General features: G+C 60.2%; 24 protein-coding genes and 1 pseudogene. 7 read left to right on the forward strand and 18 right to left on the reverse strand.

Annotated features, from left to right (window positions below):
* Positions 1-175: 175 nt before the first annotated feature.
* Positions 176-1,537, reverse strand: coding sequence for a Na+/H+ antiporter NhaA (gene nhaA, locus GST84_09355; GenBank protein ID XGB12561.1), 1,362 nt, complete (start codon positions 1,535-1,537; stop codon positions 176-178).
* 303 nt (positions 1,538-1,840) lie between these two features.
* On the opposite strand from nhaA, the gene GST84_09360 reads away from it, so the two are divergent.
* Positions 1,841-3,814: a BCCT family transporter gene (locus GST84_09360; protein XGB12562.1), complete on the forward strand. Its 1,974-nt coding sequence runs from the start codon at positions 1,841-1,843 to the stop codon at positions 3,812-3,814.
* 27 nt (positions 3,815-3,841) lie between these two features.
* Here the strand turns inward: GST84_09360 and GST84_09365 are convergent, their stop codons facing one another.
* The 7 genes from GST84_09365 to GST84_09395 all read right to left on the reverse strand — a co-directional run bounded on the left by GST84_09365 (position 3,842) and on the right by GST84_09395 (position 11,260).
* Positions 3,842-4,258 (reverse strand): DUF1850 domain-containing protein, encoded by a 417-nt coding sequence (locus GST84_09365; GenBank protein XGB12563.1) that lies wholly within the window; start codon positions 4,256-4,258, stop codon positions 3,842-3,844.
* Positions 4,255-6,282 carry a TRAP transporter fused permease subunit gene (locus GST84_09370; GenBank protein XGB12564.1) on the reverse strand — a complete coding sequence of 676 codons (2,028 nt, stop codon included), beginning with the start codon at positions 6,280-6,282 and terminating at the stop codon, positions 4,255-4,257. The genes GST84_09365 and GST84_09370 overlap by 4 nt, the downstream gene beginning before the upstream one ends.
* Before the next feature lie 27 nt (positions 6,283-6,309).
* Complete coding sequence (locus tag GST84_09375; GenBank protein ID XGB12565.1) at positions 6,310-7,260, reverse strand: TAXI family TRAP transporter solute-binding subunit; 951 nt, start codon at positions 7,258-7,260, stop codon at positions 6,310-6,312.
* Between the two features lie 104 nt (positions 7,261-7,364).
* The gene (locus tag GST84_09380) at positions 7,365-8,819 is read right to left on the reverse strand and encodes a potassium transporter TrkH (protein ID XGB12566.1); all 1,455 of its coding nucleotides are present in this window, start codon (positions 8,817-8,819) and stop codon (positions 7,365-7,367) included.
* Between the two features lie 428 nt (positions 8,820-9,247).
* Entirely contained in the window at positions 9,248-9,889 is a 642-nt protein-coding gene (locus tag GST84_09385; protein ID XGB12567.1) for a 3-oxoacid CoA-transferase subunit B, read from the reverse strand.
* 8 nt (positions 9,890-9,897) lie between these two features.
* Positions 9,898-10,593: a 3-oxoacid CoA-transferase subunit A gene (locus tag GST84_09390; protein ID XGB12568.1), complete on the reverse strand. Its 696-nt coding sequence runs from the start codon at positions 10,591-10,593 to the stop codon at positions 9,898-9,900.
* 481 nt (positions 10,594-11,074) lie between these two features.
* Positions 11,075-11,260 carry a hypothetical protein gene (locus GST84_09395; GenBank protein XGB12569.1) on the reverse strand — a complete coding sequence of 62 codons (186 nt, stop codon included), beginning with the start codon at positions 11,258-11,260 and terminating at the stop codon, positions 11,075-11,077.
* A gap of 340 nt (positions 11,261-11,600) precedes the next feature.
* On the opposite strand from GST84_09395, the pseudogene GST84_09400 reads away from it, so the two are divergent.
* Positions 11,601-11,794: pseudogene (locus GST84_09400) on the forward strand (hypothetical protein).
* A gap of 314 nt (positions 11,795-12,108) precedes the next feature.
* Here GST84_09400 and GST84_09405 read toward each other — a convergent pair.
* On the reverse strand, positions 12,109-13,014 hold the full coding sequence (locus tag GST84_09405) for a LysR family transcriptional regulator (GenBank protein XGB12570.1): 906 nt from the start codon (positions 13,012-13,014) through the stop codon (positions 12,109-12,111).
* A 98-nt stretch (positions 13,015-13,112) separates the two neighbouring features.
* Between GST84_09405 and GST84_09410 the strand changes: the two genes are divergently transcribed.
* Positions 13,113-13,874 carry a TSUP family transporter gene (locus tag GST84_09410; GenBank protein ID XGB12571.1) on the forward strand — a complete coding sequence of 254 codons (762 nt, stop codon included), beginning with the start codon at positions 13,113-13,115 and terminating at the stop codon, positions 13,872-13,874.
* A gap of 1 nt (position 13,875) precedes the next feature.
* Here the strand turns inward: GST84_09410 and GST84_09415 are convergent, their stop codons facing one another.
* The 5 genes from GST84_09415 to GST84_09435 all read right to left on the reverse strand — a co-directional run bounded on the left by GST84_09415 (position 13,876) and on the right by GST84_09435 (position 18,579).
* Positions 13,876-15,300, reverse strand: coding sequence for a diguanylate cyclase (locus GST84_09415; GenBank protein XGB12572.1), 1,425 nt, complete (start codon positions 15,298-15,300; stop codon positions 13,876-13,878).
* A 137-nt stretch (positions 15,301-15,437) separates the two neighbouring features.
* Positions 15,438-17,267 carry a TRAP transporter large permease subunit gene (locus GST84_09420; protein ID XGB12573.1) on the reverse strand — a complete coding sequence of 610 codons (1,830 nt, stop codon included), beginning with the start codon at positions 17,265-17,267 and terminating at the stop codon, positions 15,438-15,440.
* A gap of 126 nt (positions 17,268-17,393) precedes the next feature.
* A complete protein-coding gene (locus GST84_09425; protein ID XGB12574.1) occupies positions 17,394-17,786 on the reverse strand; it encodes a bacteriocin in 393 nt (130 codons plus the stop codon).
* A 73-nt stretch (positions 17,787-17,859) separates the two neighbouring features.
* Positions 17,860-18,045 carry a hypothetical protein gene (locus GST84_09430; protein XGB12575.1) on the reverse strand — a complete coding sequence of 62 codons (186 nt, stop codon included), beginning with the start codon at positions 18,043-18,045 and terminating at the stop codon, positions 17,860-17,862.
* A 243-nt stretch (positions 18,046-18,288) separates the two neighbouring features.
* The gene (locus tag GST84_09435; protein ID XGB12576.1) at positions 18,289-18,579 is read right to left on the reverse strand and encodes a hypothetical protein; all 291 of its coding nucleotides are present in this window, start codon (positions 18,577-18,579) and stop codon (positions 18,289-18,291) included.
* Between the two features lie 117 nt (positions 18,580-18,696).
* Between GST84_09435 and GST84_09440 the strand changes: the two genes are divergently transcribed.
* Both GST84_09440 and GST84_09445 read left to right on the forward strand, forming a co-directional pair.
* Positions 18,697-19,047 carry a hypothetical protein gene (locus tag GST84_09440; protein XGB12577.1) on the forward strand — a complete coding sequence of 117 codons (351 nt, stop codon included), beginning with the start codon at positions 18,697-18,699 and terminating at the stop codon, positions 19,045-19,047.
* A 182-nt stretch (positions 19,048-19,229) separates the two neighbouring features.
* On the forward strand, positions 19,230-20,051 hold the full coding sequence (locus GST84_09445) for a methyltransferase domain-containing protein (protein XGB12578.1): 822 nt from the start codon (positions 19,230-19,232) through the stop codon (positions 20,049-20,051).
* Here the strand turns inward: GST84_09445 and GST84_09450 are convergent, their stop codons facing one another.
* From GST84_09450 to GST84_09465, 4 genes are all read right to left on the reverse strand, one after another.
* Positions 20,052-20,819 carry an SDR family oxidoreductase gene (locus GST84_09450; protein XGB12579.1) on the reverse strand — a complete coding sequence of 256 codons (768 nt, stop codon included), beginning with the start codon at positions 20,817-20,819 and terminating at the stop codon, positions 20,052-20,054.
* 36 nt (positions 20,820-20,855) lie between these two features.
* Complete coding sequence (locus tag GST84_09455) at positions 20,856-21,923, reverse strand: phosphotransferase (GenBank protein XGB12580.1); 1,068 nt, start codon at positions 21,921-21,923, stop codon at positions 20,856-20,858.
* 183 nt (positions 21,924-22,106) lie between these two features.
* Positions 22,107-22,424 carry an SCP-2 family sterol carrier protein gene (locus GST84_09460; protein ID XGB12581.1) on the reverse strand — a complete coding sequence of 106 codons (318 nt, stop codon included), beginning with the start codon at positions 22,422-22,424 and terminating at the stop codon, positions 22,107-22,109.
* A gap of 56 nt (positions 22,425-22,480) precedes the next feature.
* On the reverse strand, positions 22,481-23,191 hold the full coding sequence (locus GST84_09465; protein ID XGB12582.1) for a histidine phosphatase family protein: 711 nt from the start codon (positions 23,189-23,191) through the stop codon (positions 22,481-22,483).
* Positions 23,192-23,625: 434 nt separating this feature from the next.
* On the opposite strand from GST84_09465, the gene GST84_09470 reads away from it, so the two are divergent.
* A complete protein-coding gene (locus tag GST84_09470; GenBank protein XGB12583.1) occupies positions 23,626-24,906 on the forward strand; it encodes a tyrosine-type recombinase/integrase in 1,281 nt (426 codons plus the stop codon).
* A 205-nt stretch (positions 24,907-25,111) separates the two neighbouring features.
* Positions 25,112-25,549, forward strand: a complete 438-nt coding sequence (locus GST84_09475; GenBank protein ID XGB12584.1) for a hypothetical protein — start codon at positions 25,112-25,114, stop codon at positions 25,547-25,549.
* The last annotated feature ends 97 nt before the right edge of the window (positions 25,550-25,646 follow it).

Raw genomic sequence — 25,646 nt, forward strand, 5'->3', positions numbered from 1 at the left:
GGGAGAGTGAAGGTGCAGGACGGGTAGGTTCGGGCATGGTCCACACATGGCTGACTTGGAAAGCCGTGAGTATGGCGTGTTTTCCCTGGCAGGCCTACCCGACACAGGTTGTAGTCGTGCCAGGCGTGGCGATCCGTTTGCCCACATGCAACGGACCGCCAGTGCCAGAATGTGGCTAGGTGGCCGAACTTGCTTTGGTAGCAGGCGCTGCCTTGCGCATGCTCCACATCCCCCAGGCCAAACCCAGCACGGCCGCGATCAATGATGCGGATAGCACGCCGAGTTTCGCTGCCCCGAGTGAGCCAGGGTCGACGAAAGCGAGGTTGGCGATGAAGATCGACATGGTGAAACCGATGCCGGCCAGCAGCCCGACCAGCATGATGCTACGCCAGTTGACCTCGGAGGGAAGCTCGCACCAGCCCAGGCGGACCATCAGCCAGCTGACGCTGACGATGCCCAAGGGCTTTCCTGCGACCAGGGCGACAGCGACGGCGATCATGACCCACTGGGGGCCTTCAGCGGACAGGTCGACACCCGAAAGGCTTACCCCGGCATTGGCCAAGGCAAACACGGGCATGATGCCGTAGGCTACCCAAGGGTGCAGGGTGCCTTGCATGCGCACTACCGGCGGCAGCAGTTCGCGCTGGGCCAGGCGCAGCCGTTTCAAAGGATCAATGAGGTCGCTGGCATCTTGCTCAGGCGCCTTGGCGCGCCCCAGCAATTCGCCGGTGAAGCGGGTAATGGCATCCAGCGGGCGCTCACGCATGGGCATTGCGGTGACAGGTGTCATCAGGCCTAGCACAACACCTGCGAGAGTCGGGTGGGCGCCGGTCAACAAGATGCCCAGCCAGACGATCGCGCCAGGAATGACATAGGCGAAGGCTGAACCCACACCGATCTTCTGAAGCCCGATCACCATGAGCAGGCCGATCAGTGCAACGCCGAAACCGGTGTAATCAAGGCCGCCTGAATAGAAAAACGCGATGATCAGGACTGCGATGATGTCATCGATGATTGCCAGGGCGAGGAGAAACACACGTACGTTGGACGGGATCGACTTGCCGAGCAGTGCCAGTACGCCCACCGCAAAGGCGATATCCGTCGCCGTTGGCACTGCCCAACCTTGTTGGTCTGCTGGCGCGTGACCAAAACTCAGGTAGAGGAGTGCAGGCACGGCTACGCCGCCGACAGCGGCTGCCATGGGGAGCGTGGCTTGGCGCAGGCTGGACAGCGCGCCCTCGTGGATCTCGCGGCGGATCTCCATGCCCACGACCAGGAAAAAGATGGTCATCAAGCCATCATTGATCCAGAAGTGCAGGGACTGCGAATAGACATGCGAGCCCACGCCGAACGTCAACGGCGTATGCCAAAGGGCTTCATAACTGTCGGCAGCCGGGGAATTCGCCCAGATCAATGCAGCGACTGCGGCAATCAACAGAACGATGCCGCTGACCGCTTCAATGTGCAAAAAGCGTTCAAGGTTGGCGAAGGCTCGCTCGGCCAGGTCTTGGGCGCGAGGTAATTCTTTTTTATGCATAGGCGCAGGTGCTCCCGCATGGCGGCCCGACCTGCGCTGTTCTTTAACCTGCCTCACTGCACCGTGCAGCTGGCACCCGTCCGCTAGTCTACCGAATAACCACTCTCAGATGAACAAAAAGCGCCAAACCATTCACTCCAAAGGCGTGTCGGTTTGAGATTTTTTCCTGCAGACGTTAGGGTTTGTGGTTATTTCCGAGCATACGAGGCTTGGCAAACGGGAATTTATCCAACTGCTAGCCTTGGTAAATATCGTCGTGCTCAGGCACGCTGTGCTCATCGCCTTGCAAGGAGAACTGCCGCTATGACTGCAGCCCCCAAACCCAGGAGCACCCTTAACCCACCCGTTTTCTACACCAGTGCGATACTTATCTTTCTGCTGGTCTTGTACGCCACGGCATTTCAGGAGCACGCCCAGACACTGTTCGAGCAAGTCCAGCGATGGATCATCACCAATGCCAGCTGGTTCTACATTCTTGTTGTAGCGCTGGTGTTGATCAGTGTGGTGTTTCTGGCCGTCAGCCGCTATGGCGACATCAAGCTAGGCCCTGACCACAGTGAGCCGGATTACCGCAAGAGCAGTTGGTTTGCCATGCTGTTCTCGGCAGGTATGGGGATTGGCCTCATGTTCTTCGGCGTGGCCGAACCGGTCATGCATTTCTCCACACCGCCCGTGGGCGATCCTGGCACCGTCGCCGCGGCGCGCGAAGCCATGAAAATCACCTTTTTCCACTGGGGTCTGCATGCCTGGGCGATCTATGCCATCGTCGCGCTGATCCTGGCCTACTTCAGTTTCCGCAACGGCCTGCCGTTGACCTTGCGTTCGGCACTCTATCCGCTGATTGGTGAGCGAATCTATGGCCCTATAGGGCATGCCGTGGATGTCTTTGCCATCCTCGGTACGGTGTTTGGTGTGGCGACCTCGCTGGGTTATGGGGTATTGCAGATCAACAGCGGGTTTCATCATGTGTTCGGTTTGCCGGTAAACACCACCGTGCAAGTCATCCTCATCACCGCCACCTGTGCATTGGCGACGCTTTCAGTGGCCAGCGGCCTGGACAAAGGTATTCGCATCCTGTCCGAGCTCAACCTGAGCCTGGCGGTGATTCTGATGCTGTTCGTGCTGCTGCTTGGGCCTACGGTGTTCCTGCTGCAGACCTATGTACAGAATACCGGCGCCTACCTTTCGGACATCGTCAATAAAACCTTCAATCTCTACGCTTACGAGCCCACCGACTGGATCGGTGGCTGGACCTTGCTGTACTGGGGCTGGTGGTTGTCCTGGTCGCCCTTCGTGGGTTTGTTCATCGCACGTATTTCGCGAGGGCGGACCATCCGGGAATTCGTCTGCGGCGTACTGTTCGTACCGGCGGGTTTCACCTTGCTGTGGATGACGGTGTTCGGCGACTCGGCAATCCATATGATCCTCAACGATGGTGTAAAGGATCTGGCTACTGTGGTCAGTGAAGACAGTTCCCTCGCCTTGTTTGCTTTCCTGGAGCATTTCCCGTTCTCCAGCATCATTTCGTTGGTCGCGGTGCTTATGGTGGTCGTGTTCTTTGTGACCTCGGCGGACTCTGGTGCGCTGGTCGTGGATATGCTCGCCTCCTCCGGAAAAGGTCATTCACCCCTGTGGCAACGTATCTTCTGGTCAATCTGCATCGGCGCAGTGGCGATCGCGTTGCTGCTGGCGAACGGCCTCAAGGCGCTGCAGACCGCGACCATTGCGAGCGCTCTGCCGTTCGCGGTCATCTTGCTGGTTGCGATTTGGGGCTTGTTCAAGGCGCTGAGTCTTGATGCGACCCGCCGCGGGTTGCGCAATCAAGCGTTGCCAGGCCCACGCCATACCCGTCACCCACACGGCGGCTGGCAGCGGAGACTGCGTAACATCGCATTGATGCCGCGCCGGGTTCATGTCACCCGCTTTATCGCCGAGGTGGTGCGGCCAGCCTGTGAAGAGGTCGCCCAGGAGCTGCGTAAGCAAGGCTACGAGGTGAGCGTGAATGAGCGCGATGATGGACGGGTATCCCTGGAGCTCTCCCATGCCGGTGAAGGGCGTTTCCTCTACGAGGTGCGGCCACGGGCCTTCAATACGCCAAGCTTCGTCATGCAGGACACCGAAGACGGTGGCGATGCGCGCAAGTATTTCCGTGCGGAAGTGCATCTGCGAGAAGGGGGCCAGGACTACGACATCATGGGGTGGAGCCGCGACGATGTGATTGGTGACATCCTGGATCAGTACGAACGCCACCTGCAATACTTGCACGTGGTGGGCTGAACTGGATTCGGCCCTGCCCTGGCGTAGTCAGGGCAGGGCGGTTCGCCTGCTGTCCAAAGGCGGATTTTCACAGGCCCAGAAGTCTACTGCAGCAATGCGTTCGCTCGGCGGTCCTAACCAATGGGACAGCGGCTGGCACCCGGTTGTCGTGCAGACCTGATAGTCGCCAGCCTCGGGCGTTCGCCCGGCATGCAAGGGCTGCAGCGGTGGCAGATGACGACGATAGTGCCAAGTGCCGTCGCGCAGTTGAGCGTCGTCCGGAATCTCCATGCCGGCCCCGCTGCCTTTGACCCGTGCCTCTACCAGTACCAGGCCAGCCGGGGTCACTTGATAATCCTCTTCCCAGCGGACCTTTTCGATACTGTGCTGCCACGCGAGGGTAAATTCGTGCAGTGGCAGGCTGACCCACACCACACCGGCCAGCCCAACGCAAAGGCTGATCATGCGGGGTGTCCAGAGGCCGGTCGGCTTCGCCAGTAGTGCCAACCCAGCACTGCCGCACCCAAAACAAAACCGACCTCATCGCTGATGGGCAGGGCAAGTATCAATGACACGCCAGCAGTGAACGCCAGCAGGCGCTCCCACCAGGGCATGGGGGCACGCAAATGCCCGATCGACGCACATCCCCAAAGGGCAACCGCGAACGCCGCCTTGATCACCATGTACAGCGTGCTGCCCATGCCTTCACCTTGCATCATCAACGCCGGGTCATAGACCGCCATGAAGGGCACAACGAAACCGGCCAAGGCAATGCGCACCGCCCAGAAACTGATCAACAGGCCTTTTTCCTTGGCAATCGGGGCAGCTGCAAAGCACGCCAATGCCACGGGCGGCGTCAGGTCGGCCAGGATGCCGAAATAGAACACGAACATGTGCGAGACGATCAGCGGAACCCCGAGCTCCAGCAGGGCCGGGGCGGCAATGGAGCTGGTGATGATGTAGTTGGGTATGGTCGGGATGCCCATACCCAGTACCAGGCAGGTGAGCATGGTCAACACCAGCGAGAGGAACAGGTTGTCCCGTCCCAGGTCAAGAATGTATCCGGCAAAGGTGGTGGCCAGGCCGGTCAGCGAGATGACGCCGATAATGACGCCGACCAGCGCGCAGGCAATACCCACCGGCACTGCATGACGGGCACCCTCCGCGAGGGCCATGACGCATGCGTGCAGGGTGGCGCGACCGCCCTGGACGAAGCAGCACGCAATGGCCAGGCCGGCAATGACCATCAGGATCACCCCGATCCCCATGCGGAAAAAACCTGAACACAGTATCCCGAGTGCAACCCAGAAAGCCGCGCGTAGCCAGGTTTTTTGAGCGCGCAGGATGATGGCCGAGCCAAGGATGACGATGGCGGTCAGGGCCAGGCCGACCATTCCCGAGTACAAAGGCGTTCGCCCGGAAAACAACAGCGCGACCAAGACCATCAGGGGTACGAGCAGGAACCAACGTTGTCGCAACGCATCCCAGGCACTCGGGCACTGTTCGCGAGGCAAGCCATGCAGATGGCTGCGCCGAGCCTCCAGGTGGACCATCCAGTAGACCGAGCCGAAGTACAGCAACGCTGGGATGAGCGCGGCTTTCGCCACCTCGGCGTAGGGCACGTTGATCGTCTCGGCCATGATGAACGCCACGGCGCCCATCACTGGCGGCATCAACTGGCTGCCCATGCTGGAGGTCGCCTCTACGCCACCGGCAAATGCAGGTTTGTAGCCGAAGCGCTTCATCAGCGGAATGGTGAACTGTCCGGTGGTGACGACGTTGGCCACCCCCGAGCCGGTAATGGTACCCATCAGTGCCGAGGAGAACACTGACACTTTGGCCGGCCCCCCGCTGCGATGGCCGAACAGCCCCATGGCGAAATCGGTGAACAGACGAATCATGCCCGCCTGCTCAAGAAATGCGCCGAACAGGATGAACAGGTAGATGTAGGTGGCTGAGACATAGGTCGGTGTGCCATACAGCCCTTCGGTGCCGAATGCCAACTGATTGACGATCTGATCGAGGCCGTAGCCTCGATGCGCGAGTTCGCCTGGCAAGTATTGGCCAAGCAATCCATAGACCAGAAACAGCGCGCATATGATGGGCAACGCTATGCCCATCACGCGCCGTGCGGCTTCAAAGACCAAACCAATAAGCAACAGCCCCACGATCAGGTCGCTGGTGGTCAGCTCGCCGGAGCGTTGAATCAGGTCCCCTTCGAAGTACCACTGGTATGCAGCCGTCGCCATTCCCGCAAGGCCCAGCAGCCAGGCAAGGGGTTGCCACGGTCGACGGTGGCCAACGAATGAATAGCTCAGGTACACCACCAGCAACAGGAACCCCACGTGTACTGCACGCAGTACTTGGGTGGAAATCAGGGGAAATGCCGCTGTGGCGATCTGGAAAACCGAAAAGACCAATGCCACGGCAAAAAGCGCCGCAGGCCAGCGATCGGTGCTGGCGTGAAGACCTTGCGCGGTATCACTCATACGCTGCTCCATTACTTGGGGATATCATCAGGGGAGCAGGTTTTTCTCCTTGAAATACCTCTCTGCTCCTGGATGCAGCGGAATGGGCAGGTTCTTGGCGGCATTTTCCGGCTGGATATCCTTCGCTGCAGCGTGGGCCGTGACCAGGCGTGGAAGGTTCTCGAATATCAGCTTGGTCATCTGATAGGCCAGGTCATCGCCGATGTCGGCGCGGGTGACGAGGATGTTGTTGATGGCCGCCGTTGATACGTCCGCATTCTGACCATCATAGGTGTTGGCAGGAATGGTGGCGGGTTGGTAGGCGTTGTTGCCAATGCGGGTCACCACGTCGGCAGGGATAGGCACGAACACCACCGGCAAGGTCGCGGCCAGGTCTCGGATAGCCGCTTGACCGAGCCCTGAGGATTGCAGCGTGGCGTCAAGCTGACGGTTCTTGATCAGTTCGACGGACTCCGCATAGGGCAGGTATTCAACTTTTCCCATGTCCTGGTAGGTAAGCCCTGCGGCCTTGAAGATGGCGCGGGCATTCAGTTCGGTGCCGGACTTGGGTGCCCCAACCGAGATACGCTTGCCTTTGAGGTCTGACAGGGAGGTGATCCCTGACTCCTTGCTGGCGACGATCTGGATGTAGTTCGGGTAGGTGCCGGCGATGGCGCGGAGTTTCTTCAAGGGCGTTTTGAATCCAGCCTCTGCATCGCCCTTCCAGGCATCTGCCACCGAATCCCCCAACGCGAATGCCAACTCCCCTCGACCGGCTTGCAACAGGTTGAGGTTCTCTACCGAGGCCTTGGTGGCTTGCACCGTGGTCTTGCTGCCCTCGATGCCGTGGCTGTAGATCTGTGAAATGCCTACGCCTACCGGGTAATAGACACCACTGGTACCGCCTGTGAGGATGTTGATGAAGGTCGGTGCAGCCTGGGCAGCCGCACAGACAGTAAACAAGGTGCTGGCCAATGCCAGGCGAAGGGCTCGGTTCATGGCGTCGTTCTCCGCTTGTTGTTGTTATTCCTGCGCCAGTAAACCTAGAACGAATATGCCGTCCCTGCCCAATTTTATGGCTGATTGGCTGGATGACCTCCGCCTTAGAATCGCCAGAAGGCTGGCGAGACCAGTACCAGAACGGTGAGGATTTCGAGCCGTCCCAGCAGCATGCCGATCGTCAATAACCATTTCGCTGCGTCCGGCAAGGAGGCGAAATTCCCTGCAGGGCCGATAAGCGTGCCCAGGCCTGGACCGACGTTGCACACGGCAGTGGCAGCCCCACTCAGTGCCGTCATCCAGTCGAGCCCTATCAGGGAGAGGCCAAGGGCGATGATTGCGATGGTGACGGAGAAGAAGAACGAGAACGTCAGCAGTGAGCGAACGATCTCTTCATCGATGGGGTGCCCATTGTATTTCTTCGAGATCGTTGCCCGTGGATGGATCAACTGTTTCAGGCTGCTGACAAGCAAGGCAGCGGCCACCTGGAAACGGAATATTTTCAAACCGCCAGCGGTAGAGCCCGAGCACCCGCCGACAAACGTCAGGTAAAAGAACAGCATGATGGCGAAGCTGCCCCAGAGCGTGTAATCACCCACGGCAACGCCTGTTGTGGTTACTACCGAGGTCACATTCACCGCAACGATACGAAACGCATCCCACCAGGCCAGATCGCTGTGCAGGCAGAGCCAGGTTCCGACGGTGAGCCAGACGAAGACGAGAAAACCAATGAAACCGCGAACTTGATGGTCCTTGAGCAGGATGCCTCGATGGCCACGCAGCGTGGCGACATACAGCGTGAAGGGCAGGCTGCCGAGTATCATGATGACCACCGCTACCCAATGCACCGCTGGCTGCTCCCAATGGCCCAGCGAGGCATCCGAGGTAGAGAAACCACCGGTTGAAACCAGCGACATCGAATGATTGATGGCTTCGAACGGGGTCATGCCGGCAGCCCACAATGCCCCTGTCCCCAATGCAGTCAGGCCCAGGTAGACCAGCAGGATCATCTTGGCTGCCACATGCGAGCGCGGCGTCACTTTGTCAGACCAATCCGAAGACTCGGTCTGGAACAGTCGCATGCCACCCACGCGCAGCAGTGGCAGGATCCCCACGGCCATGCCGATAAATCCAATGCCTCCCAGCCAGTGCAGCAGGGAACGCCATATCAGCAGCCCCGGTGATGCACTGTCCAGGCCAGTCAGCACGGTCGAGCCGGTGGTGGTGATTCCCGACATGGTCTCGAAGAACGCGTCCGTGTAACTGATGTGTCGAATGAACACCATCGGCAGCGCCGCAAACGCGCACACGATGACCCAGCTTGCCGTCGTGAGCAGATACATATCCCTGGTCCGCAGTTGCGGTGTGTCGGGGACGCCGCGGGCTACCATGAGCAGGCCGGCGCATAGAACGATCAGGCTCGACCAGACGAATGCACCGAGGTCGTCGCTGCGGTCGTACACCAGCAGCGTCAGCATCGGAATCACCATGCTGACGGCCAACGTGATCAGGAATACACCAATAATGAAGGCGATGAAACGCAATGCAGGAAGCGGCATTGAGGGAGCTCGTTGGGACAGTGCCGGCAGTATTGCCTGCTTTACGGTAATGTCGAGTAAAAAAGGCGTAAAGTCGTGGGAGGGATTTTTTACGCCGCTATCTGGCCCCTGCTCGATAGCTCATTGGGTTGACCTCTCCGAGCGTTCTCGTCTATCGGCTCCGAAGCGGCTGGAAGGGCGGCCTCAAGCACCGCTTGCTCTCTGCTCGCGGCGCTTGTGCGGCACTATCGATAGTGCCGCAGAGGGCATGGAAAGCCCTAGGCTCTGTACGAAATGCCTTGATACTGGTTCATGCTGCGTTGAAAACAGCCTCGGAATGCTCATGTACTCCAGTACAGTCGGGCGCGACCCCGGCCGTTCCTCGGCTGTTTTCGCCTTGCCTGACCTGCGTCTCAAGACTTTTCGTAAAGAGCCTAAGGCTGCCCGGATCACATGATCAGAGGCACGCCACTGAGTTTCTGCAGCTCGTCAAAATCGATGTCCGCGCAGATCTCGATCACTTTCAGCCCTTCAGGTGTCACTTCCAGCACCGCCAGGTCGGTGTAGATGCGGCTGACGCAAGCAATGCCGGTCAGCGGGTAGGTGCACTCGGGCACCAGCTTGCTTTCGCCGGTCTTGGTCAGGTGGTCCATCATCACGAACACCTGGCGGGCGCCGGTGGCCAGGTCCATTGCGCCGCCTACGGCCGGGATCGAACCTTCGGCGCCGGTGTGCCAGTTGGCCAGGTCGCCCTTGACCGACACCTGGAAGGCGCCCAGTACAGCGATGTCCAGGTGGCCGCCACGCATCATCGAGAACGAGTCGGCATGGTGGAAGAAGGCCCCACCGGTCAGCAGGGTGACGTGCTGCTTGCCGGCGTTGATCAGGTCATCGTCTTCCTCGCCCGGCGCAGGGCTTGGGCCCATGCCCAGCAGGCCGTTCTCGCTGTGCAGGAACACTTCCTTGTCGCCCAGATAGTTGGCCACCAGGGTCGGTGCGCCAATGCCCAGGTTTACATACGCGCCTTCCTGGATGTCTGCGGCCACGCGTTGGGCCATCTCGGTGCGGGAGAGCTTTTTGGTGATGGTCATGGCAGGCCTCAGACAGCTTTGGCAATCGAAGAAGCGGCAGCACCGGTGACGGCGACCACACGCTGGACGAAGATACCCGGGGTGATGATGTGTTCCGGGTCCAGTTCACCAAGTTCGACGACTTGGTCGACCTGGGCAATGGCGGTCTTGGCAGCCATGGCCATGATCGGGCCGAAGTTGCGGGCGGCCTTGCGGTAGGTCAGGTTGCCCCAACGGTCACCCTTGTGCGCCTTGATCAGTGCGAAGTCGGCGTGCAGCGGCATTTCCAGCACGTACATGCGGCCGTCGATCTCACGGGTTTCCTTGCCCTCGGCCAGCAGGGTGCCGTAGCCGGTCGGTGAGAAGAACGCACCGATGCCGGAGCCTGCGGCGCGGATACGCTCGGCCAGGTTGCCCTGCGGGACCACTTCCAGCTCGATCTTGCCGGCGCGGTACAGCTCGTCGAACACGTAGGAGTCGGACTGGCGCGGGAACGAGCAGACCACCTTGCGCACGCTGCCTGCCATGAGCAGGGCGGCCAGGCCGATCTCGCCGTTGCCGGCGTTGTTGCTGATGATGGTCAGGTCGCGGGCACCGGTGGCAATGAGGCCATCGATCAGCTCGGACGGCATGCCAGCCGTGCCGAAGCCACCGACCATGATGGTCGAACCGTCGGTGATCCCTTCCACCGCGCTGGCGATGGACTCGTACGTTTTATTGATCAAGGCGAGCTCCTGGTTGTTCCTGGAGTTGTGGTTGTCGGGCTGGCCGGAGCGCGTGAAGCGATGGGGCCTGTCAGCACGTGATATGGCTTGCTGACTTTCGCTATAGCGTGCCGCAAGATAGGGCAACAGTAGAGAGGGTTTGGCTGAATTTGTGCGATTATCGAACTGTTGTGCGATCTGCGAGCAGTTCTGGAGGCTATGTGCACCCGAGTGGTGGGAGCATCTGGCCGAGCAGATGGCGCGTTCCAACTGCCGGGCAGATATAGATGAGGACCGCTTGATCATGGGTTACACGATCAAGTTGTTCTGGCGGGGGTAGATGACCCGGCGCCAGCCCGGTTCAAGAAGCTATCTTGCGCTGCGAAGAAGCGATAACTGCCTAATACAGTCGATTGCCTTACTGGCCTCTTCGCTGCGCAAGACTGCTCCTGCGAGGTGATGGGCAAGCCAGCCCGTGGAGCAGGACAGTTGCGTGCTCAGGTCACTGCAAGGTGTCGGGCTTCAGGCTATCCGGCAATTGCCGAATAGCCGCCTCAAGCCGCGCGATCGGCCCAGCGAGTTGATCCGCTTCCTTGTCCTTGCCTTCACCTCTTAAGCGCTCACGCTCAACGCGCAGGTTAAGCAGATTTTTCTGCAACTTCAGTGCAGAGGTTTTGAACGAGTCCATGCTTTTCTCACGCTGTAGGCTTCCGTGCCGTTGTAGGAAAAATGGACCGTAGCAGCTCGAATTTGCCTGAGAAACTGATGTTTCATACAGGCAAGACTCATTGCCACGCCATTTCCTACAGATTGCGGTAAACAATCCTACAAACCGTGTTTCAGATCGTGTCCTCCCAGGCAAGTTCAGCCTACCGTATTGGCTGGGTTCAAGAGCTTTCGAGGGGCAGCGTACCCGGCGCAGGTACTGCGCAAGCCTGGAGGCGTGTTTAGACACTTCGTGTATCAATTGCCGGCCCGCGGCGAGACGTGCTCAGTGTCAACCACTGCGGCTGAATCAGCCCGGCGGCATCCGCGCATCGCATCTGATCCGCTTTTTTTCCATAAACCTGAATCTGTAACCGTATCAGCCCAAGCTCGACAATATGCCCATTCCCGCATCACAACTGTAGAGGTTCCAATGGGCAAGCTGGCGCTGTTCCTGGGTGGTTTTCTGCTGCTGACCATTCTGATTGGTATTCTTGGCACCATTCCGCCAAGCTGAGTTCAACTGCGTTTTCCCCTGCGCGGCCCGTCCACTTCAAGCGACGGGCCCAATCTATTGGCAAATGGCCGGTAATCCATTGTCATTGCACTGCTGAATCAGCGGTAGGTGCACGTCATTCTCAAGGCAGGAGCGGATCGAGCGGCTCAAGTTGGCCGATTCGGCATTTCTGCTTGTGCGATAAGTCGTTCTTTACGCTGGGAATTCTGTCCACAAAAAACGTGGGTAGGTCTGTGGATAAAGTGCTGCAAGCCAGACCCGCGGCGGGCTCTGTTAAATTGAGCAGAAATTGAACAGTCGTTTCATGGCCTGTTTCAGCTAGGCGAGCCAGCTCGTCGCAGGGCTGCCAGCAAGTCACGTACCCGCGCCGGCAACTCGCCGGCAGGGTATACCGCGTGCATCTGTGGGTCCTGGCCGCTGCTGGATGTCAGGCGGTACTGTGGACACACCCGCACCAGGCGGCCGGCCTTGACCTGTGTTTCGCCGACCCAGGCTGCAAGGCGGGCGATGCCGGCGCCGGCCAGTGTGCTGTGGTATACCGCGCCTCCTGAGCCCAGGCGAAGCCTGGGCCTGGGGCGCAGGCTGGTGATCTGGCCATCGTGGCAGAAGTGCCAGGCCTTGAGGATGCGTGGCGCGGTATGCAGGATCAAGGTGTGTCCATCCAGGTCTTCCGGGTGTTGCGGTGTGCCAGCCAGGGCCAGATAGGCCGGGCTTGCATACAGGTGGCGCTGGTAGGGCCAAAGCGGGTAGCCAATCAGCTCGCTCGATTGCGGGAAGGCACCGCGCACCACGAAATCGAATTTACCTTGCAGCGGGTCGAGGGCTTCGTCGCTGTACTGGACGTCCAGGGTCACTTGGGGGTGGCAGCGGGAAAACTCGGCAAGCACCTGTGGTAGCACAAGCTCTCCCAGCAGTTGCGGCGCGGCAAAGCGAATCCAGCCTTGGGCGCTGCCACTGAGCGCGGCCAGTTCATCGGCAGCATCGCGTTGCACATCCAGCAAGCGTTCGGCATGCGGTAGCAAGCGCTCGCCGGCCTCGGTCAGGGTTACGGCGTTGGCGTTGCGGTTGAGCAATTTGCTTCCCGCATTGTCTTCCAGGGTTTGTACCGCGCGTGTAACTGCACTGGGTGAACGCCCCAGCGCGCGGGCGGCAGCAACGAAGCTGCGCTTGTGTGCGACGCTGACGAACGCCTGGATTTCCCGCAGCATGTCCAATGCCATTGCCTGCTCCTTGTTGCAGTTATCGCAATATGGCATTTCAACACAAGTGCGCCACTTTGATTAGCCTTGCAGGCGTCTTCACTGCCTGGAACCGCGTCATGATGGATATTGCTGTGCTTTCTGTGTTCGCCTTCGCCGCTGGGTTGATCGACGCCGCGGTGGGTGGCGGCGGGCTGATCCAGATCCCGGCCTTGTTCAACGTGTTGCCCACCGCGCAACCGGCGGCATTGCTCGGCAGCAACAAGCTGGCGTCCGTGTTCGGCACGGCTTTCGCGGCCCGCTCGTTTATCCGTAAAGTGACGCTGGATTGGGGGTTGATCGTGCCGGCGGCACTCAGTGCCTTTGTCATGTCGTTCGCCGGGGCCGCAACGGTGTCGCTGGTACCGCCCAGCGTGATGCGCCCGGCAGTGCTGGTGCTGATCGTGCTGATGGCTATCTACACCTTCTGCAAGAAGGACTTCGGCACCTTGCACAAACCTGCGCAGATCGGCCGCAAGGAGCAATGCCTGGCAGTGCTGATCGGCGGCGCTATCGGCTTCTACGATGGCCTGTTCGGCCCCGGCACCGGTAGCTTTCTGATCTTCCTGTTCATCCGCTTCTTTGCCCTGGACTTCCTGCACGCGTCGGCTTCGGCCAAGGTGGTGAACATTGCCACCAACCTGGCGGCGCTGGTGTTCTTCGTGCCGACCGGCAACGTGCTGTACGCCATCGCCTTGCCCATGGCGGTGTGTAACATTCTTGGCGCGCTGACCGGTACCTGGCTGGCGGTACGCAAGGGGGCCGGTTTTGTCCGCGGGCTGTTCCTGGTGCTGTTGTGTGTGCTGATCGCCAAGCTGTCGTGGGACTTGCTGGCTGGCTAGTTCAAATCACCAGGCGTTGTGCTTCGGCCTGTTCGACGCGGTTGCGGCCATGGGCCTTTGCCCGGTACAGAGCCTGGTCGGCACTCGCCAGCAGTTCCTCCAGGCCGGGGGCCGGCATGTTCGCGTTGCAGCCTGCCACACCGATACTCACGGTAATCTGCAGGCGCTGGTCGGCCTGCACCACGTGCAGGTCCTGTATGGCGCGGCGCAGGCGCTCGGCGGTGAATGCGGCCCGCTCTGGCGCAAGTCCCGGCAGCATGACAACGAATTCTTCGCCACCCAGGCGTGCTAACAGCTCGTCGTTGTGCAGCTGGTCCTGCAGGGTGCTGGCGAATTGGCGCAGCACCTGGTCACCGACTGCATGTCCGTGGGCATCGTTGATCGACTTGAAGTGGTCGATGTCCAGCATCATCAGGGTCAGAGGCAGCGCCTGGGCGTGCTGTTGACGGCTCTCCAGCAGCGCATTGGCGCGCTGCGTGAAGGCGCTGCGGGTGAGCGCACCGGTGAGGTGATCGACGGTGGCCTGGTGCGCCAGACGGGCCATGAGGCTACGGTTGGCCTGGCTGACGCAAGCCACCACCAGCGGCCCGAGCACCAGCATGGCGATGCCCAGGCGCGCCGACATCAGCGTGGTAACCCCTGGCTCGCTCTGCGGCACGCTGAAGTGCATGAGGTTTTGCGCCACGGCCACGATCAGCGTGCTGCCGGCCGTGAGCGTCAGCAATGAAACCAGGAACGGTGAGTAGGTCCAGGCACACCACAGCAACGCGGCAATCGGGAAGGCAATGGCCCCAGGGCCACCAAATGCGATGCTGAATGCCAGCGAGGCCAGCAGCACCAGCAACGGCGCCAGGCGGATGGGCTGCGCGCCGCCGCGCATCAAGGCCCGCACCGAGGGCGCTGTAAGCAGCACCGGCAGCACCAGCACGCCGGTCGAGAACTGTTCGCTGAACCAGGCTAGCCAGGTGGCGCGCAACGACTGTTGGAACCACGGTGCGGCCATTGCCGCTGCCATGCTGGCCGCTACCGCGGCAGCGGCGGCGCAGGCGGCGAACACGCGGAGTACGCCATATGGGCTGCGCATGCGCCGGTGCATGCGTGGCAAGCGCGACAGCAGCTGCCAGAGGGTGACCACCACGGCAAGATTGCACAGGTTGAGCCACAGCGCCGGCACCCAAGCGCTGCCGCACAGCAGGTCGGCCCCAACCATGGCCAGCCACACCAGGCTGAAGCCCGTAAACGTGGCTTGACGGGGGTAGCGCAGCAGTACGCCGGCCAGTACCGCATTGACTGGCCAGAACAGCGACAGCGATTCGATCGGGCGTGCCAAAATACCGCCCAGGGTAAGGGCGAAGGTCACGCCAAGTACAACGACATAAGGCAACACGCGCGATTGGGCTGGAAAAACCATGAACTCGACCGGCAAGCGGAAACGAAATCCAGGACAACGCGATACAGCACCTGGGGCAATTACCCGCAGTGTGTTGGGTCAGGGTGGTTGATGTCAATCTGCCGCGATTGGTTGCGATAATGTCAAATTGCCTCTATTTCTGGTTACTTTCATCACAGTCCAAAGAACCACGGCACCATCACGACGGTAACCAGCATCACCAGGACGGTGAACGGTACGCCAACCTTGACGAAGTCAGCGAAGCGGTATTGCCCCGGCCCAAGCACCAGCGTGTTGACCGGTGATGACACCGGCGTCATGAACGCCGCCGACGCGGCCAGCGCTACGGTCATGGCGAACGGGTAGGGCGACATGCCCAGCTGCGCCGCAGTGCTGACAGCCACCGGAGCCATCAATACTGCGGTGGCGGTGTTGGAAATGAACAGCCCGATCACTGCAGTGACGGCGAACAGGCAGGCAAGAATGGCGCTGGGGCCGGCACCACCCAGCACGTTTACCAGCGCACCTACCGCCAGGTCGATGCCGCCGGTTTTCTGCAGCGCCTGGGCGAAGGGCAGCATGCCGACGATCAGCACCAGGCTTTGCCAGTGGATGGCGCGGTAGGCACTGTTCATGTCGATGCAGCGGCCTGCGCCCATCAGCAGGCAGCCGATCAGCGCAGCAATGACATTGGGTACGGCGCCGCTAACCATTAGCCCGACCATCACTGCCAGGCTGAGTACTGCTTGCGGCGCGCGGGTGCGGGCTGGTGCGACCAGGTCGATCTCGGCGGGCAGGCTCAATACCAGGAAGTCTTTGGGCTTGCTTTGCAACTGGCGTACCGCCTTCCACGGGCCGACTACCAGCAGGGTGTCGCCCAGGCGCAGCTTTTCTTCCAGCAGTTGCTCTTCGATAGCGGCCTGATCGCGGCGCAGGCCGACCACGTTGAGGCCATAGCGGGTGCGAAACGCCAGCTCAAGGATGCTCTTGCCGATCAACTGTGAGCCGGGCGGCAGCGAGACCTCAGCCATTCCCAAATCCTGGGACTGGTCGATGAAGTAGGCGGCCTTGAAGTGCAACGGCTCCAGTTGCATGGTTTGGCACAGGCTGCGCAGGTCGTCATGCTTGGCGAACAGGTCGAGCAGCAGCACGTCGCCCTGATGCAACACGGTGCCCGAGTCGGCAGCGATCACGCGCGTGGTGAACTTGTGCTGGCGCTCGATGCCGATCACGTTGGCGCCGTGTCTGGTGCGCAGTTCCAGTTCGCCGAGGTTGTGGCCGATCAGCGGCGAGTGAGGGCGGATGCGCAGGCGCCGTTCACGGCCATTGAGCTTGTAGTCCAGTACCAGGTCCAGCAAGGTGCGGCGGCTTTCCACCCGGCCATCCTTGCGCACTTCACCGTTGAGCCAGTGCCGGGTCAGCAGCATGTAGCCAATGCCCAGCACCAGCACCACCAGGCCGAACGGGGTAAAGCTGAAGAAGCTGAACCCCGCTTCGCCATGGCGGACCAGCTCGCTGTGCACCACCACGTTGGGCGGTGTGGCGACCAGGCTGAGCATGCCACTGATGAGGCCGGCAAAAGCCAGTGGCATCATCAGGCGGCTGGGTGAAAGCTGCAGGCGTGCAGCGATGCTCAGTACCACCGGGATAAAAATGGCCACCACACCGGTGGAGCTCATGATCGATCCCAGCCCGGCCACCGCCACCATCAGCAGTACCAGCAGGCGTGCCTCGCTATTGCCGGCCCGCTCGCTCATCCATTCGCCGATGCGATAGGCAATGCCGGTGCGCACCAAGCCTTCGCCAATCACGAACAGGGCGGCGATCAGCACCACGTTGGGGTCGCTGAACCCGGCCAGGGCCTGTTCCACGGTAAGGATGCCGAGTAGTGGCAGGGCGAGAATCACCAGCAGCGCGACCACGTCCATGCGTGGGCGGTTGATGACGAACAGGGTAATCACGATGGCCAGCAGGCCGAGGACCCAGAGCAACTCATGGTTCATGGGGAGGGGGTGTTCCTTCACACGGGGACACGATAGACAGTAGCAGTCAGTGTGCCTGCTTGTAGTGAAGGGGGTGTTGATGTGCTGCAACAAAAAGGGCCGCTATGCGGCCCTCTGGTCACGGGGTCAGTGACGGTGGCGGCGGTGCTTCTTGCTGCCGCGGTTGTCGTCGCCCAGATGGTTGCCGAGGGCACCACCGGCTGCGCCGCCCAGGCCGGCACCCACGGTCGAACCGGTCCTGCCGCCTACTGCGCCGCCCAGCAGCGAGCCGCCGGCCGAGCCCAGGCCACCGCCGATGGCGGCTTCGGTGCGGTTGCCCTTGCGCGCACCGACAGCGCTACCGGCTGCGCCGCCAACGCCGGCACCGATGGCCGCGCCGGTCTTGCCGCCGAGCTGTTGACCAACAACGTTGCCCAGGACACCCCCCAGGCCGCCGCCAATGGCGGCAGTACCGTCACCGGCGAAAGCGCCCTGGCACAGCAGCAGGCCGAGGGCAAGGGAAGGCAGAGTCAGACGCATGATACGAACCTCAAAGGAATCATCAGGATAAGTCGCCGCGCAACGGGCGGCAGGTCAGGGCTGAAAGGACGCTTCAGCGGTAGTAGCGGTCACCGCGGTATTGCCGATCGTCATCGTCGTCGCGGTCATGGCGATGGTGGTGGCGATGGTCACGGTCGCGGTCACGCCAGCCGTCGTCATCATGGTAGCGATGGCTATGGCAACCTGCGGTCAGCAGGACAACAGCAACCAGAGAAAGGCTTGCAAGACGCGTGAGCACGATATAGGTCCTTGATCCGCATAGGTTTACGGGGCACCTTTTAAGACTGGGACCGATCGATTTGGTTTCCCGGGCGGGCAAAAAAATTGTGCTTCAAGTGATCAGCGCCAAGGCGTCCGCCTGAAAGAACGGGCTGTGGCGCTGACCGGCATTGATCGTTCCAAGCGTATCAATACGTTCTGGCCATGCTTGGCCGGCGGCGAGGTGCTCTGCAATGGGTCGCCTTGGCCAGGGCGTGTTGAATCAGGATGCCGGTTGAATCGCCAGCACCACGCCATTGGTGATCTGCACCAGCACATAATGCTTACCCATGCGCACCCAGTGGCTTTCCTTTTCCGGTTCTGGCAGGCCTTTGGCTTTCCAATCCTGGATGGCCTGGTCATCGCGTTTGTACTGGTCCGGGGCCTTGTCGCCGACGCTTAGTTCACGGTTGTGGGTTTCGGGGGCGGTGATGCTTTCTTCGCTCGAGGGGGCGGCGCTGACGCTCAGGGGCAGGCAAGGCAGGGCGGCGAGTAGCAGATAGTGCAGTTTCATGATGCGTTCCTCGTGATGGCATGTTTTATCTGCGACAGCGGCAAGTGCGCGGCAATTCACTCGGAATGCCTGCCAGTGCTAGAGTCGCCTTCTTTTTTGCGACTCCGAGGATGAAACATGCGTGCGATTCTGCCGTTGGCTGCGGTGCTGATGCTGGCCGGTTGTGCTTCTGCGACCATGGAAACCGCGCGTGGCGGCAAGCCGACTGCGCAGCTCGACTCGCACAAGGCACCAGCGCTGGTTGCCCAGTGCATCCAGTTCAGTTGGCAGGAAGAGAAGGTGTTCGGTGATGACGCCAGCGGCTACCTGGAACAGCGCAAGCAGGGCGGGTTCACCGTGTATACCCGTGAGGCCGAAGCGTTCGTGGACGTTTACCCGCAGTCGGGCGGAACGCGTGTGGATTACTACGCGAAGCAGAACGACGGCGTGGCCCTGCAACGCCGGGCTGCTGCTGCAACCTGCCTGTAACGGCTGGCGCCTGTGCTGGCTTTATCACCACTCCTGCAAGGGCCCGCCTATTCAGGGTAATGAGCAAGGCAGTTGTTGCCACAGCAGAGGGCGCGCAGGCTTTACACTTTTTATCAAGACAGCTGTGTTGCAGGGTGTGCGGTGACAGCTAGCATAAGGCGCTTCCACACAAGGACGATTCCATGGACCGCTCACTGCAACTCAACCGCATCAGCTGGGATGAGCGTGCCCCGTTGCACGCCGCTTCGAAGGACTATGAAGTCGAACGCCTGGTCCAGCAACACGGGCACTTGTCCGAAACCGTACGCTTCGACCTGCCACTGCTCGGCGACATCGACGGGCTTGAGACGGTCCATTTGCAGTGCCACATCGGCACCGACACCCTCTCGCTGGCGCGCCTTGGCGCCAAGGTTTGCGGCCTGGATTATTCCAAGGCTTCGCTGGCCGAGGCACGGGCTTTGGCCGAGCGTTGCGCGCTGCCCATCCAGTATGTCGAGTCTGACGTCTATGCCGCCGACAAGGTGCTGCCGGCGGGTAATTTCGACCTGGTCTACACCGGTATTGGCGCGCTCTGCTGGCTGCCTCGCATCGAGCCGTGGGCGCGCACCGTCGCGGCACTGCTGAAACCAGGCGGGCGCCTGTTCCTTCGCGACGGGCACCCGATGCTGATGGCCGTCAACGAAGATCATCAGGACCGCCTGCAGCTCGAATATCCGTACTTTGAGCACGAATCGCCAACGGTGTGGCACACCGACCAGACCTACGTCGAAACCGATCAACGCCTGGCCCACACCGAAACCCACGAATGGAACCACGGCCTGGGTGAAGTGATCACCGCCTTGCTGGCCCACGGCCTGCAACTGACAGCGCTGGTCGAGCACCAGAGCATCCCTTGGGAGGCGCTGCCGGGGCAGATGGTCAGGGGCGAAGACGGTGAATATCGCCTGCGCGAGCAGCCTGCACGCCTGCCCCTGAGCTACACCTTGGTCGCCGTCAAAGCCTGATCAGGACAGGAAGCCACCGTCGACATTGAGCGTGGTGCCGGTGGTGTAACTGGAGGCATCGCTGGCCAGGTACAGCACCGCGCCCGCCATTTCCTTGGGGTCGGCAACGCGCTTGAGCGGGATCTGCTGCAAGGCGGCGTTGAGGATGGCTTCGTTCTTCACCAGTGCCGAAGCGAACTTGGTGTCGGTCAGCCCCGGCAGTAGCGCGTTGCAGCGAATACCGAACGGCGCACACTCCTTGGCGAACACCTTGGTCATGTTGATGACTGCCGCCTTGGTCACCGAATAGATGCCTTGGAACAGCCCGGGCGAAACACCGTTGATCGACGCCACGTTGATGATGCTACCGCCGCCGTTCTCACGCATCAGCTTGCCAGCCTCCACCGACATGAAGAAGTAGCCACGGATGTTCACGTCCACGGTCTTCTGGAACGCCCCTGGGTCAGTGTCCAGCACATTACAGAATTGCGGGTTGGTGGCAGCGTTGTTGACCAGCACATCCAGTCGCCCGAACTGTTCGCGAATGCCAGCGAACACCTGCTGAATCTGTTCCAGCTCACCAATGTGGCAGGCCACAGCCGTAGCCTTGCCGCCGGCCGCAATGATGGCATCGGCCACCTGCTGGCACCCTTCAAGCTTGCGGCTGGAAACGATCACATGGGCCCCTTGTTGCGCGAGCAAGTGGGCGATGGCCTCGCCGATGCCTCGGCTGGCGCCGGAAACAAAGGCAATCTTGCCGTCGAGGTCGAACAGGTGGGTCTTGGACATGCTGTTTTCCTTGTTATCCGTCGTCGTGGGCTGTGCTCAGAAGCTGGATTTGGCGATGACCTGCAAGGTCATTTGTTCCAGCAAACGGTTCATGTGAATGAACTGGGCGAAACGCTTGTCCTGAGTCTGGCCGTGGTAGTAGCGGTAGTAGATTTGCTGAACGATCCCTGCCAGGCGGAACAGGCCATAGCAATAGTAGTAATCGAAGTTGTCCAGACGGATGCCGGCGCGCTCGGCGTAGTAATCGACGAACTGGCGGCGGCTGAGCATGCCCGGCGCGTTGCTTGGCTGGCGGCGCATCAGTTGCACTGGCGCCGGGTCGCCGGCTTCGATCCAGTAGGCCAGGCAGTTGCCCAGGTCCATGAGTGGGTCGCCCAGGGTGGCCATCTCCCAGTCCAGCACACCGATGATGCGCATGGGGTTGTCAGCATCCAGGATCACGTTGTCGAAACGGTAGTCGTTGTGCACGATGCCTGGGCGCGGGTGGTCGGCGGGCATTTTTTCGTGCAGCCAGGCGGTTACCTTTTCCCAGCGTGGCGCATCCGGTGTCAGGGCTTTTTCATAACGGCTGACCCAGCCCTCGATCTGGCGCTGCACGTAGCCCTCTGGCTTGCCCAGGTCGGCCAGGCCGCAGGCGTTGTAGTCCACCTGGTGCAGCTCGACCAGGCGGTCGATGAAGCTTTTGCACAGGGCTTCGGTCCGGCTGGCGTCCAGGTTCAGTTCGGCCGGGATGTCCGAGCGCAGGATGATGCCCTTGACCCTTTCCATCACATAGAATTCGCCGCCGATCAGGCGGGTGTCAGTGCAGTGTGCGTAGGCCTTGGGGCAATAGGGGAAGCCGCTGTTGAGCTGGTTGAGGATGCGGAACTCGCGCCCCATGTCATGGGCCGACTTGGCCTTTTGACCGAAGGGGGGGCGGCGCAGTACGAAGTCGCGGTCCGGGTAGCTGACCAGATAAGTGAGGTTGGAAGCGCCGCCAGGGAACTGGCTGATGCTCGGCAGGCCGTGCAGGCCGGGGATATTGGCTTTGAAGTAAGGGTCGATGACGGCCGCGTCGAGTTCTTCGCCGGGGCGTACCTGGGTGGACTGGTCGGTGAGCGTCATGCGTCTTCCTTATTCTCGATAGCAAGTACTATTGGGTAATCTAATGGTCCGCCAGGGTTGGAACAATCGTCCCATGTGCCAAATAGGTGAGGGTGTTGCTGGTGGATCACTGCACCGAATGCAGGGCAAAAAAAACCGAAGCCGTCAGGCTTCGGTTTTTCGATCATCCGGTATTCCCAGCCCTCAGGACGGGAACAGCTCGCTGAGTTTCATCGACAGCATCATGTCGCCCTCAACCCGCAGCTTGCCACCCATGAAGGCCTGCATGCCGTCGGTTTCGCCGCTGACGATACCCTTCAGCGTTTCGGCGTCCATCACCAGGGTGCAGTTGGCATCCGGGTTTTCGCCTTCCTGCAGGTCGCAGGTGCCGTCCTTGACGATCAGCGCGTAGTGCTTGTCTTCGTCGGTGATGTTGAAGCCGAACACCAGGTCCAGGCCGGCGGCAGCGGATGGGTTGAATTTCTCTTGCATCTTTTTGACGGCATCAGCTACGGAGGTCATGGCGCATTCCTTATAGAGTGATTTACACGTCCCCGCAGGGACACAACAAGCCGGGCTTATCGGTAGGTGACAAGCTCCGGCGCCCTCAACAGCTGCACATGGGCCTGGCTGTTGAAGGAAGCCAGTGCCACGTCGCGGCCGCGAAACTTCAACTGGCTGAGCGACGTGTTGATGATCTGCCAGTTCAGCGCGAACGCCTGGCTGGGGGTAATACCGGTAACCAGGTGGAGCAGGGCGGCAATGGTGCCACCCGAGGTGAAGATAGCAACATGATCGCCGCTGCCGGCGGTGTCCAGCACGCGTTGCAGGCCCCCTTGTACGCGTGACGTAAACGAATGCCAGGTTTCCAGGCCATTATCGGCATGCTCGCCATCGTGCCAGCGCTGCACCATCAACGCGAACAGACGCTGAAACTCGCTGCGGTGCTGTGCGGCATTGCGCAGCACATGCAGGGCATCGGGCTCTTCCGGCAGCAGGTCGGGCAACAGGGCACGGATCACACCGTCGGCATCGAACTCATTGAATGCCGCGTCGGTCTCAACCGCCGGCACCGGGCAGCCATTGGCGTGCAGCGCCTGCAGCGCCAGCCGCGCGGTATCCTGCTGGCGGCGCAGGTCGCCAGCCACGCAGCGGTCCAGCCGCACGCCCAACTGGGCCAGGTGTTCACCCAGAGCCTGGCTCTGGCGCACGCCCACGGGCGAGAGGACGTCGTAGTCATCGGCACCGAAGGAGGCTTGGCCATGTCGAATCAGGTAGAGATTGCCCACGAAAGGTTCCGGCCTGTTGGAGGTTGCTGCGAGGTTAGGATGCGGCTCACGGGCTGTCAACGAAAAAACATACAAGCGTTTGAAAAGGTTGTTTGAAAGGTGTTGCCAGCGTTTACACCCGCTGGCAGCACCACAGACGCAACGGTATGCTTGCAACAGTGACGCGCCGTAGTGGCGCAGGTATTTAAGGAGTCAACGTGGAGTTTCTTGCCAACTGTCCTTGATCTCGGGTAAAGCCAAGCAGCACGGGGCTTCCACCCAAAATGTCCATCCTTACCGCTGAATCCAGTGTCACAAATCGTCCCAACGTGTCACAAATCGCAGTGCCCTACGTCTACCGTAGAGCCTCTGGGCGCTATCACCTTCGAGTTCGCCTCAAGGGCTGCCACACCTCCTGCACGATCTCGCTCAAGACCACCAATCGACCTGCTGCCATGACAACTGCCAAGCACCTGCTTCAGACCCTCAAAGCGTTCCACCTCGACAACCCAGAGGCATCTTGGGGGGAACTACGGGATAACCTTCGGGACATCGCTGAGGAAGCCTTGGGCAACCCACAAGGCGAAGCCTATGGGCTGGTCCTGTCTGAGGTCTCCGAGAACCTCGCTCAGATAGCCGAGACGATGCCCATGAGGTTAGCCCAAGCGCAGGCCGTTCTGATGGCTCAGAGGGTTCTGGAGGCTGCTCAAGGGCGGCACAGCGGAGACCTGAGAGAGCTGGTCGAGCTGCTCAATGGGGACCTGAAGGGACCTATAGGCAGTGTTAATCAAGTAGGAGATGTCGATAGTCGTGAGCCTGTGCCTGTCCCTGTCCCTATCTGTAAGTCGCTCTCCACGGACAGCTCTACGACCACATTCCAGTCCCTCTACGAAGCCTTCAAGGCTGAGCGTGGCGGGGACAAGTCGGCCAATACCTTGAAGAACTGGAAGAGCAGCACCAGCACCATCGTTGCGCACCTCAGGGACACCGATATGTCCAAGCACACAAGGGCAACCTTTGTGGGCCTTCGTGATGCTCTCTTGGCTGATGGTCGTAAGCCATCCTCTGTTAACAAGGTCATGACCCATGCCTCCACTGTCATTGGCTGGGCTGTGGCTACGGGTCTCATTGAGCGTGACTACTCCAAGAAGCTGACTATCACCAAAGGGGCGGATAGCGACCGCACAGCCTTCACTGGGGACCACCTAAAGGCTCTCCATGACTGGGCAATGGGCAACCTTGGGAACGACTGGAAAGCATCTGTCATTGCCCTTGGGGTTGCCACCGGGGCACGCATTGGAGAGATTCACCAGCTCACCGGCAGTGACATCTATGAGGATGGCGGTCACTGGGTCATGGACATCAACGACAAGGACGGGAAGACCCTCAAGAACTCATTCAGTCGTCGCACAGTGCCACTGCTGGGAATCCCAGAGGACCACCTTGAGAAACTCTCGCAGACCCAAGGGCGGTTGTTCACTCAGTCCAAGAGTGGCTTCGATCAACTCACCAATCAGATGATCCGAGACCTGCTGGGCACTAAGACCGGGGGAGGGCTGTCGTTCCACTCGTTGAGGCACTCTATGGCGTCCGATCTGAAGGCCGCTGGCGTGTCTGTGGGGATCGTCCAGGCCATCTTGGGGCACAGCTCTGGGTCACTTGCATTCGATGTCTACGGGGGCAATGCGGCTGCTTCGAGGGGCCTTATGGTCGAGGCGCTGGGGATGATTCGATAACGGGGCGCGTCTCAGGGAGCACCACAAAGACCTAAATGCCGGATTACAGAGGGCTCCTAAGCGGCTCTCCTTGAAGTGCTTGTGGAGGCGTTCCGTTTAGATATCCGTTAAAATCAAATTGCCATCAAGCCAGACTAATAGGTAAGCTGCTTGTACAGGGAAGTGAAAGCGCCTCAAAAGGTTTTTCTTAAGATGCTTCGCGCCCATGTTGAAAGAAAACTTAAGAATTGTAGGTCGATCAATGAATGCAAGGGAAATAGTTTGTGCGGCAATCCTGGTGCTCCCTGTGGTGGCGTTGGGGGGGCAGGTTGAAGATGAGTTGTATGGGCTAACTAAAAAGACAAGCTCTAACTTCTGCTTTATCACTATACAGAACGACTCTGCGAAAAGTGATGCATTAAATCATTTGAGGATTAGCCCGTCTTCAGTATGTGAGTGCACGTCAATTGAAACAGCTAACGCGATGCAAGCTAATCCGCATTATCATGCCTACCTCAGGAATCTAATTAGAAACGCCAACATTCAGCAAGGTCAGCCACCATCGTTTGAGTACAGTCCAGATCAAGATGTTGCAGTGGCGGAGTATACCAAGGTGTTTAATAATTCTTGGGTTAATTGTGTGACTCGCTTAAAAAAGAGCTGAAGCGCAAGGCTTGAGCTTAAAGCTGTTTCGTAAGTAGGTGTCGTAAAAACCCTCACTATGGCTGCACGTTCGCAGCGGCCATATGAGGACCACTATC

The organism is Pseudomonas putida (assembly GCA_041879295.1).
Lineage (GTDB): Bacteria > Pseudomonadota > Gammaproteobacteria > Pseudomonadales > Pseudomonadaceae > Aquipseudomonas > Aquipseudomonas putida_Y.

Coding starts and splice junctions, on each gene's coding strand:
- nhaA (XGB12561.1), bottom strand. CDS start 1,537: ATGCATAAAAAAGAATTACCTCGCGCCCAAGACCTGGCCGAGCGAGCC.
- GST84_09360 (XGB12562.1), top strand. CDS start 1,841: ATGACTGCAGCCCCCAAACCCAGGAGCACCCTTAACCCACCCGTTTTC.
- GST84_09365 (XGB12563.1), bottom strand. CDS start 4,258: ATGATCAGCCTTTGCGTTGGGCTGGCCGGTGTGGTGTGGGTCAGCCTG.
- GST84_09370 (XGB12564.1), bottom strand. CDS start 6,282: ATGAGTGATACCGCGCAAGGTCTTCACGCCAGCACCGATCGCTGGCCT.
- GST84_09375 (XGB12565.1), bottom strand. CDS start 7,260: ATGAACCGAGCCCTTCGCCTGGCATTGGCCAGCACCTTGTTTACTGTC.
- GST84_09380 (XGB12566.1), bottom strand. CDS start 8,819: ATGCCGCTTCCTGCATTGCGTTTCATCGCCTTCATTATTGGTGTATTC.
- GST84_09385 (XGB12567.1), bottom strand. CDS start 9,889: ATGACCATCACCAAAAAGCTCTCCCGCACCGAGATGGCCCAACGCGTG.
- GST84_09395 (XGB12569.1), bottom strand. CDS start 11,260: ATGGACTCGTTCAAAACCTCTGCACTGAAGTTGCAGAAAAATCTGCTT.
- GST84_09405 (XGB12570.1), bottom strand. CDS start 13,014: ATGGCATTGGACATGCTGCGGGAAATCCAGGCGTTCGTCAGCGTCGCA.
- GST84_09410 (XGB12571.1), top strand. CDS start 13,113: ATGATGGATATTGCTGTGCTTTCTGTGTTCGCCTTCGCCGCTGGGTTG.
- GST84_09420 (XGB12573.1), bottom strand. CDS start 17,267: ATGAACCATGAGTTGCTCTGGGTCCTCGGCCTGCTGGCCATCGTGATT.
- GST84_09425 (XGB12574.1), bottom strand. CDS start 17,786: ATGCGTCTGACTCTGCCTTCCCTTGCCCTCGGCCTGCTGCTGTGCCAG.
- GST84_09435 (XGB12576.1), bottom strand. CDS start 18,579: ATGAAACTGCACTATCTGCTACTCGCCGCCCTGCCTTGCCTGCCCCTG.
- GST84_09440 (XGB12577.1), top strand. CDS start 18,697: ATGCGTGCGATTCTGCCGTTGGCTGCGGTGCTGATGCTGGCCGGTTGT.
- GST84_09445 (XGB12578.1), top strand. CDS start 19,230: ATGGACCGCTCACTGCAACTCAACCGCATCAGCTGGGATGAGCGTGCC.
- GST84_09450 (XGB12579.1), bottom strand. CDS start 20,819: ATGTCCAAGACCCACCTGTTCGACCTCGACGGCAAGATTGCCTTTGTT.
- GST84_09455 (XGB12580.1), bottom strand. CDS start 21,923: ATGACGCTCACCGACCAGTCCACCCAGGTACGCCCCGGCGAAGAACTC.
- GST84_09460 (XGB12581.1), bottom strand. CDS start 22,424: ATGACCTCCGTAGCTGATGCCGTCAAAAAGATGCAAGAGAAATTCAAC.
- GST84_09470 (XGB12583.1), top strand. CDS start 23,626: ATGACAACTGCCAAGCACCTGCTTCAGACCCTCAAAGCGTTCCACCTC.
- GST84_09475 (XGB12584.1), top strand. CDS start 25,112: ATGTTGAAAGAAAACTTAAGAATTGTAGGTCGATCAATGAATGCAAGG.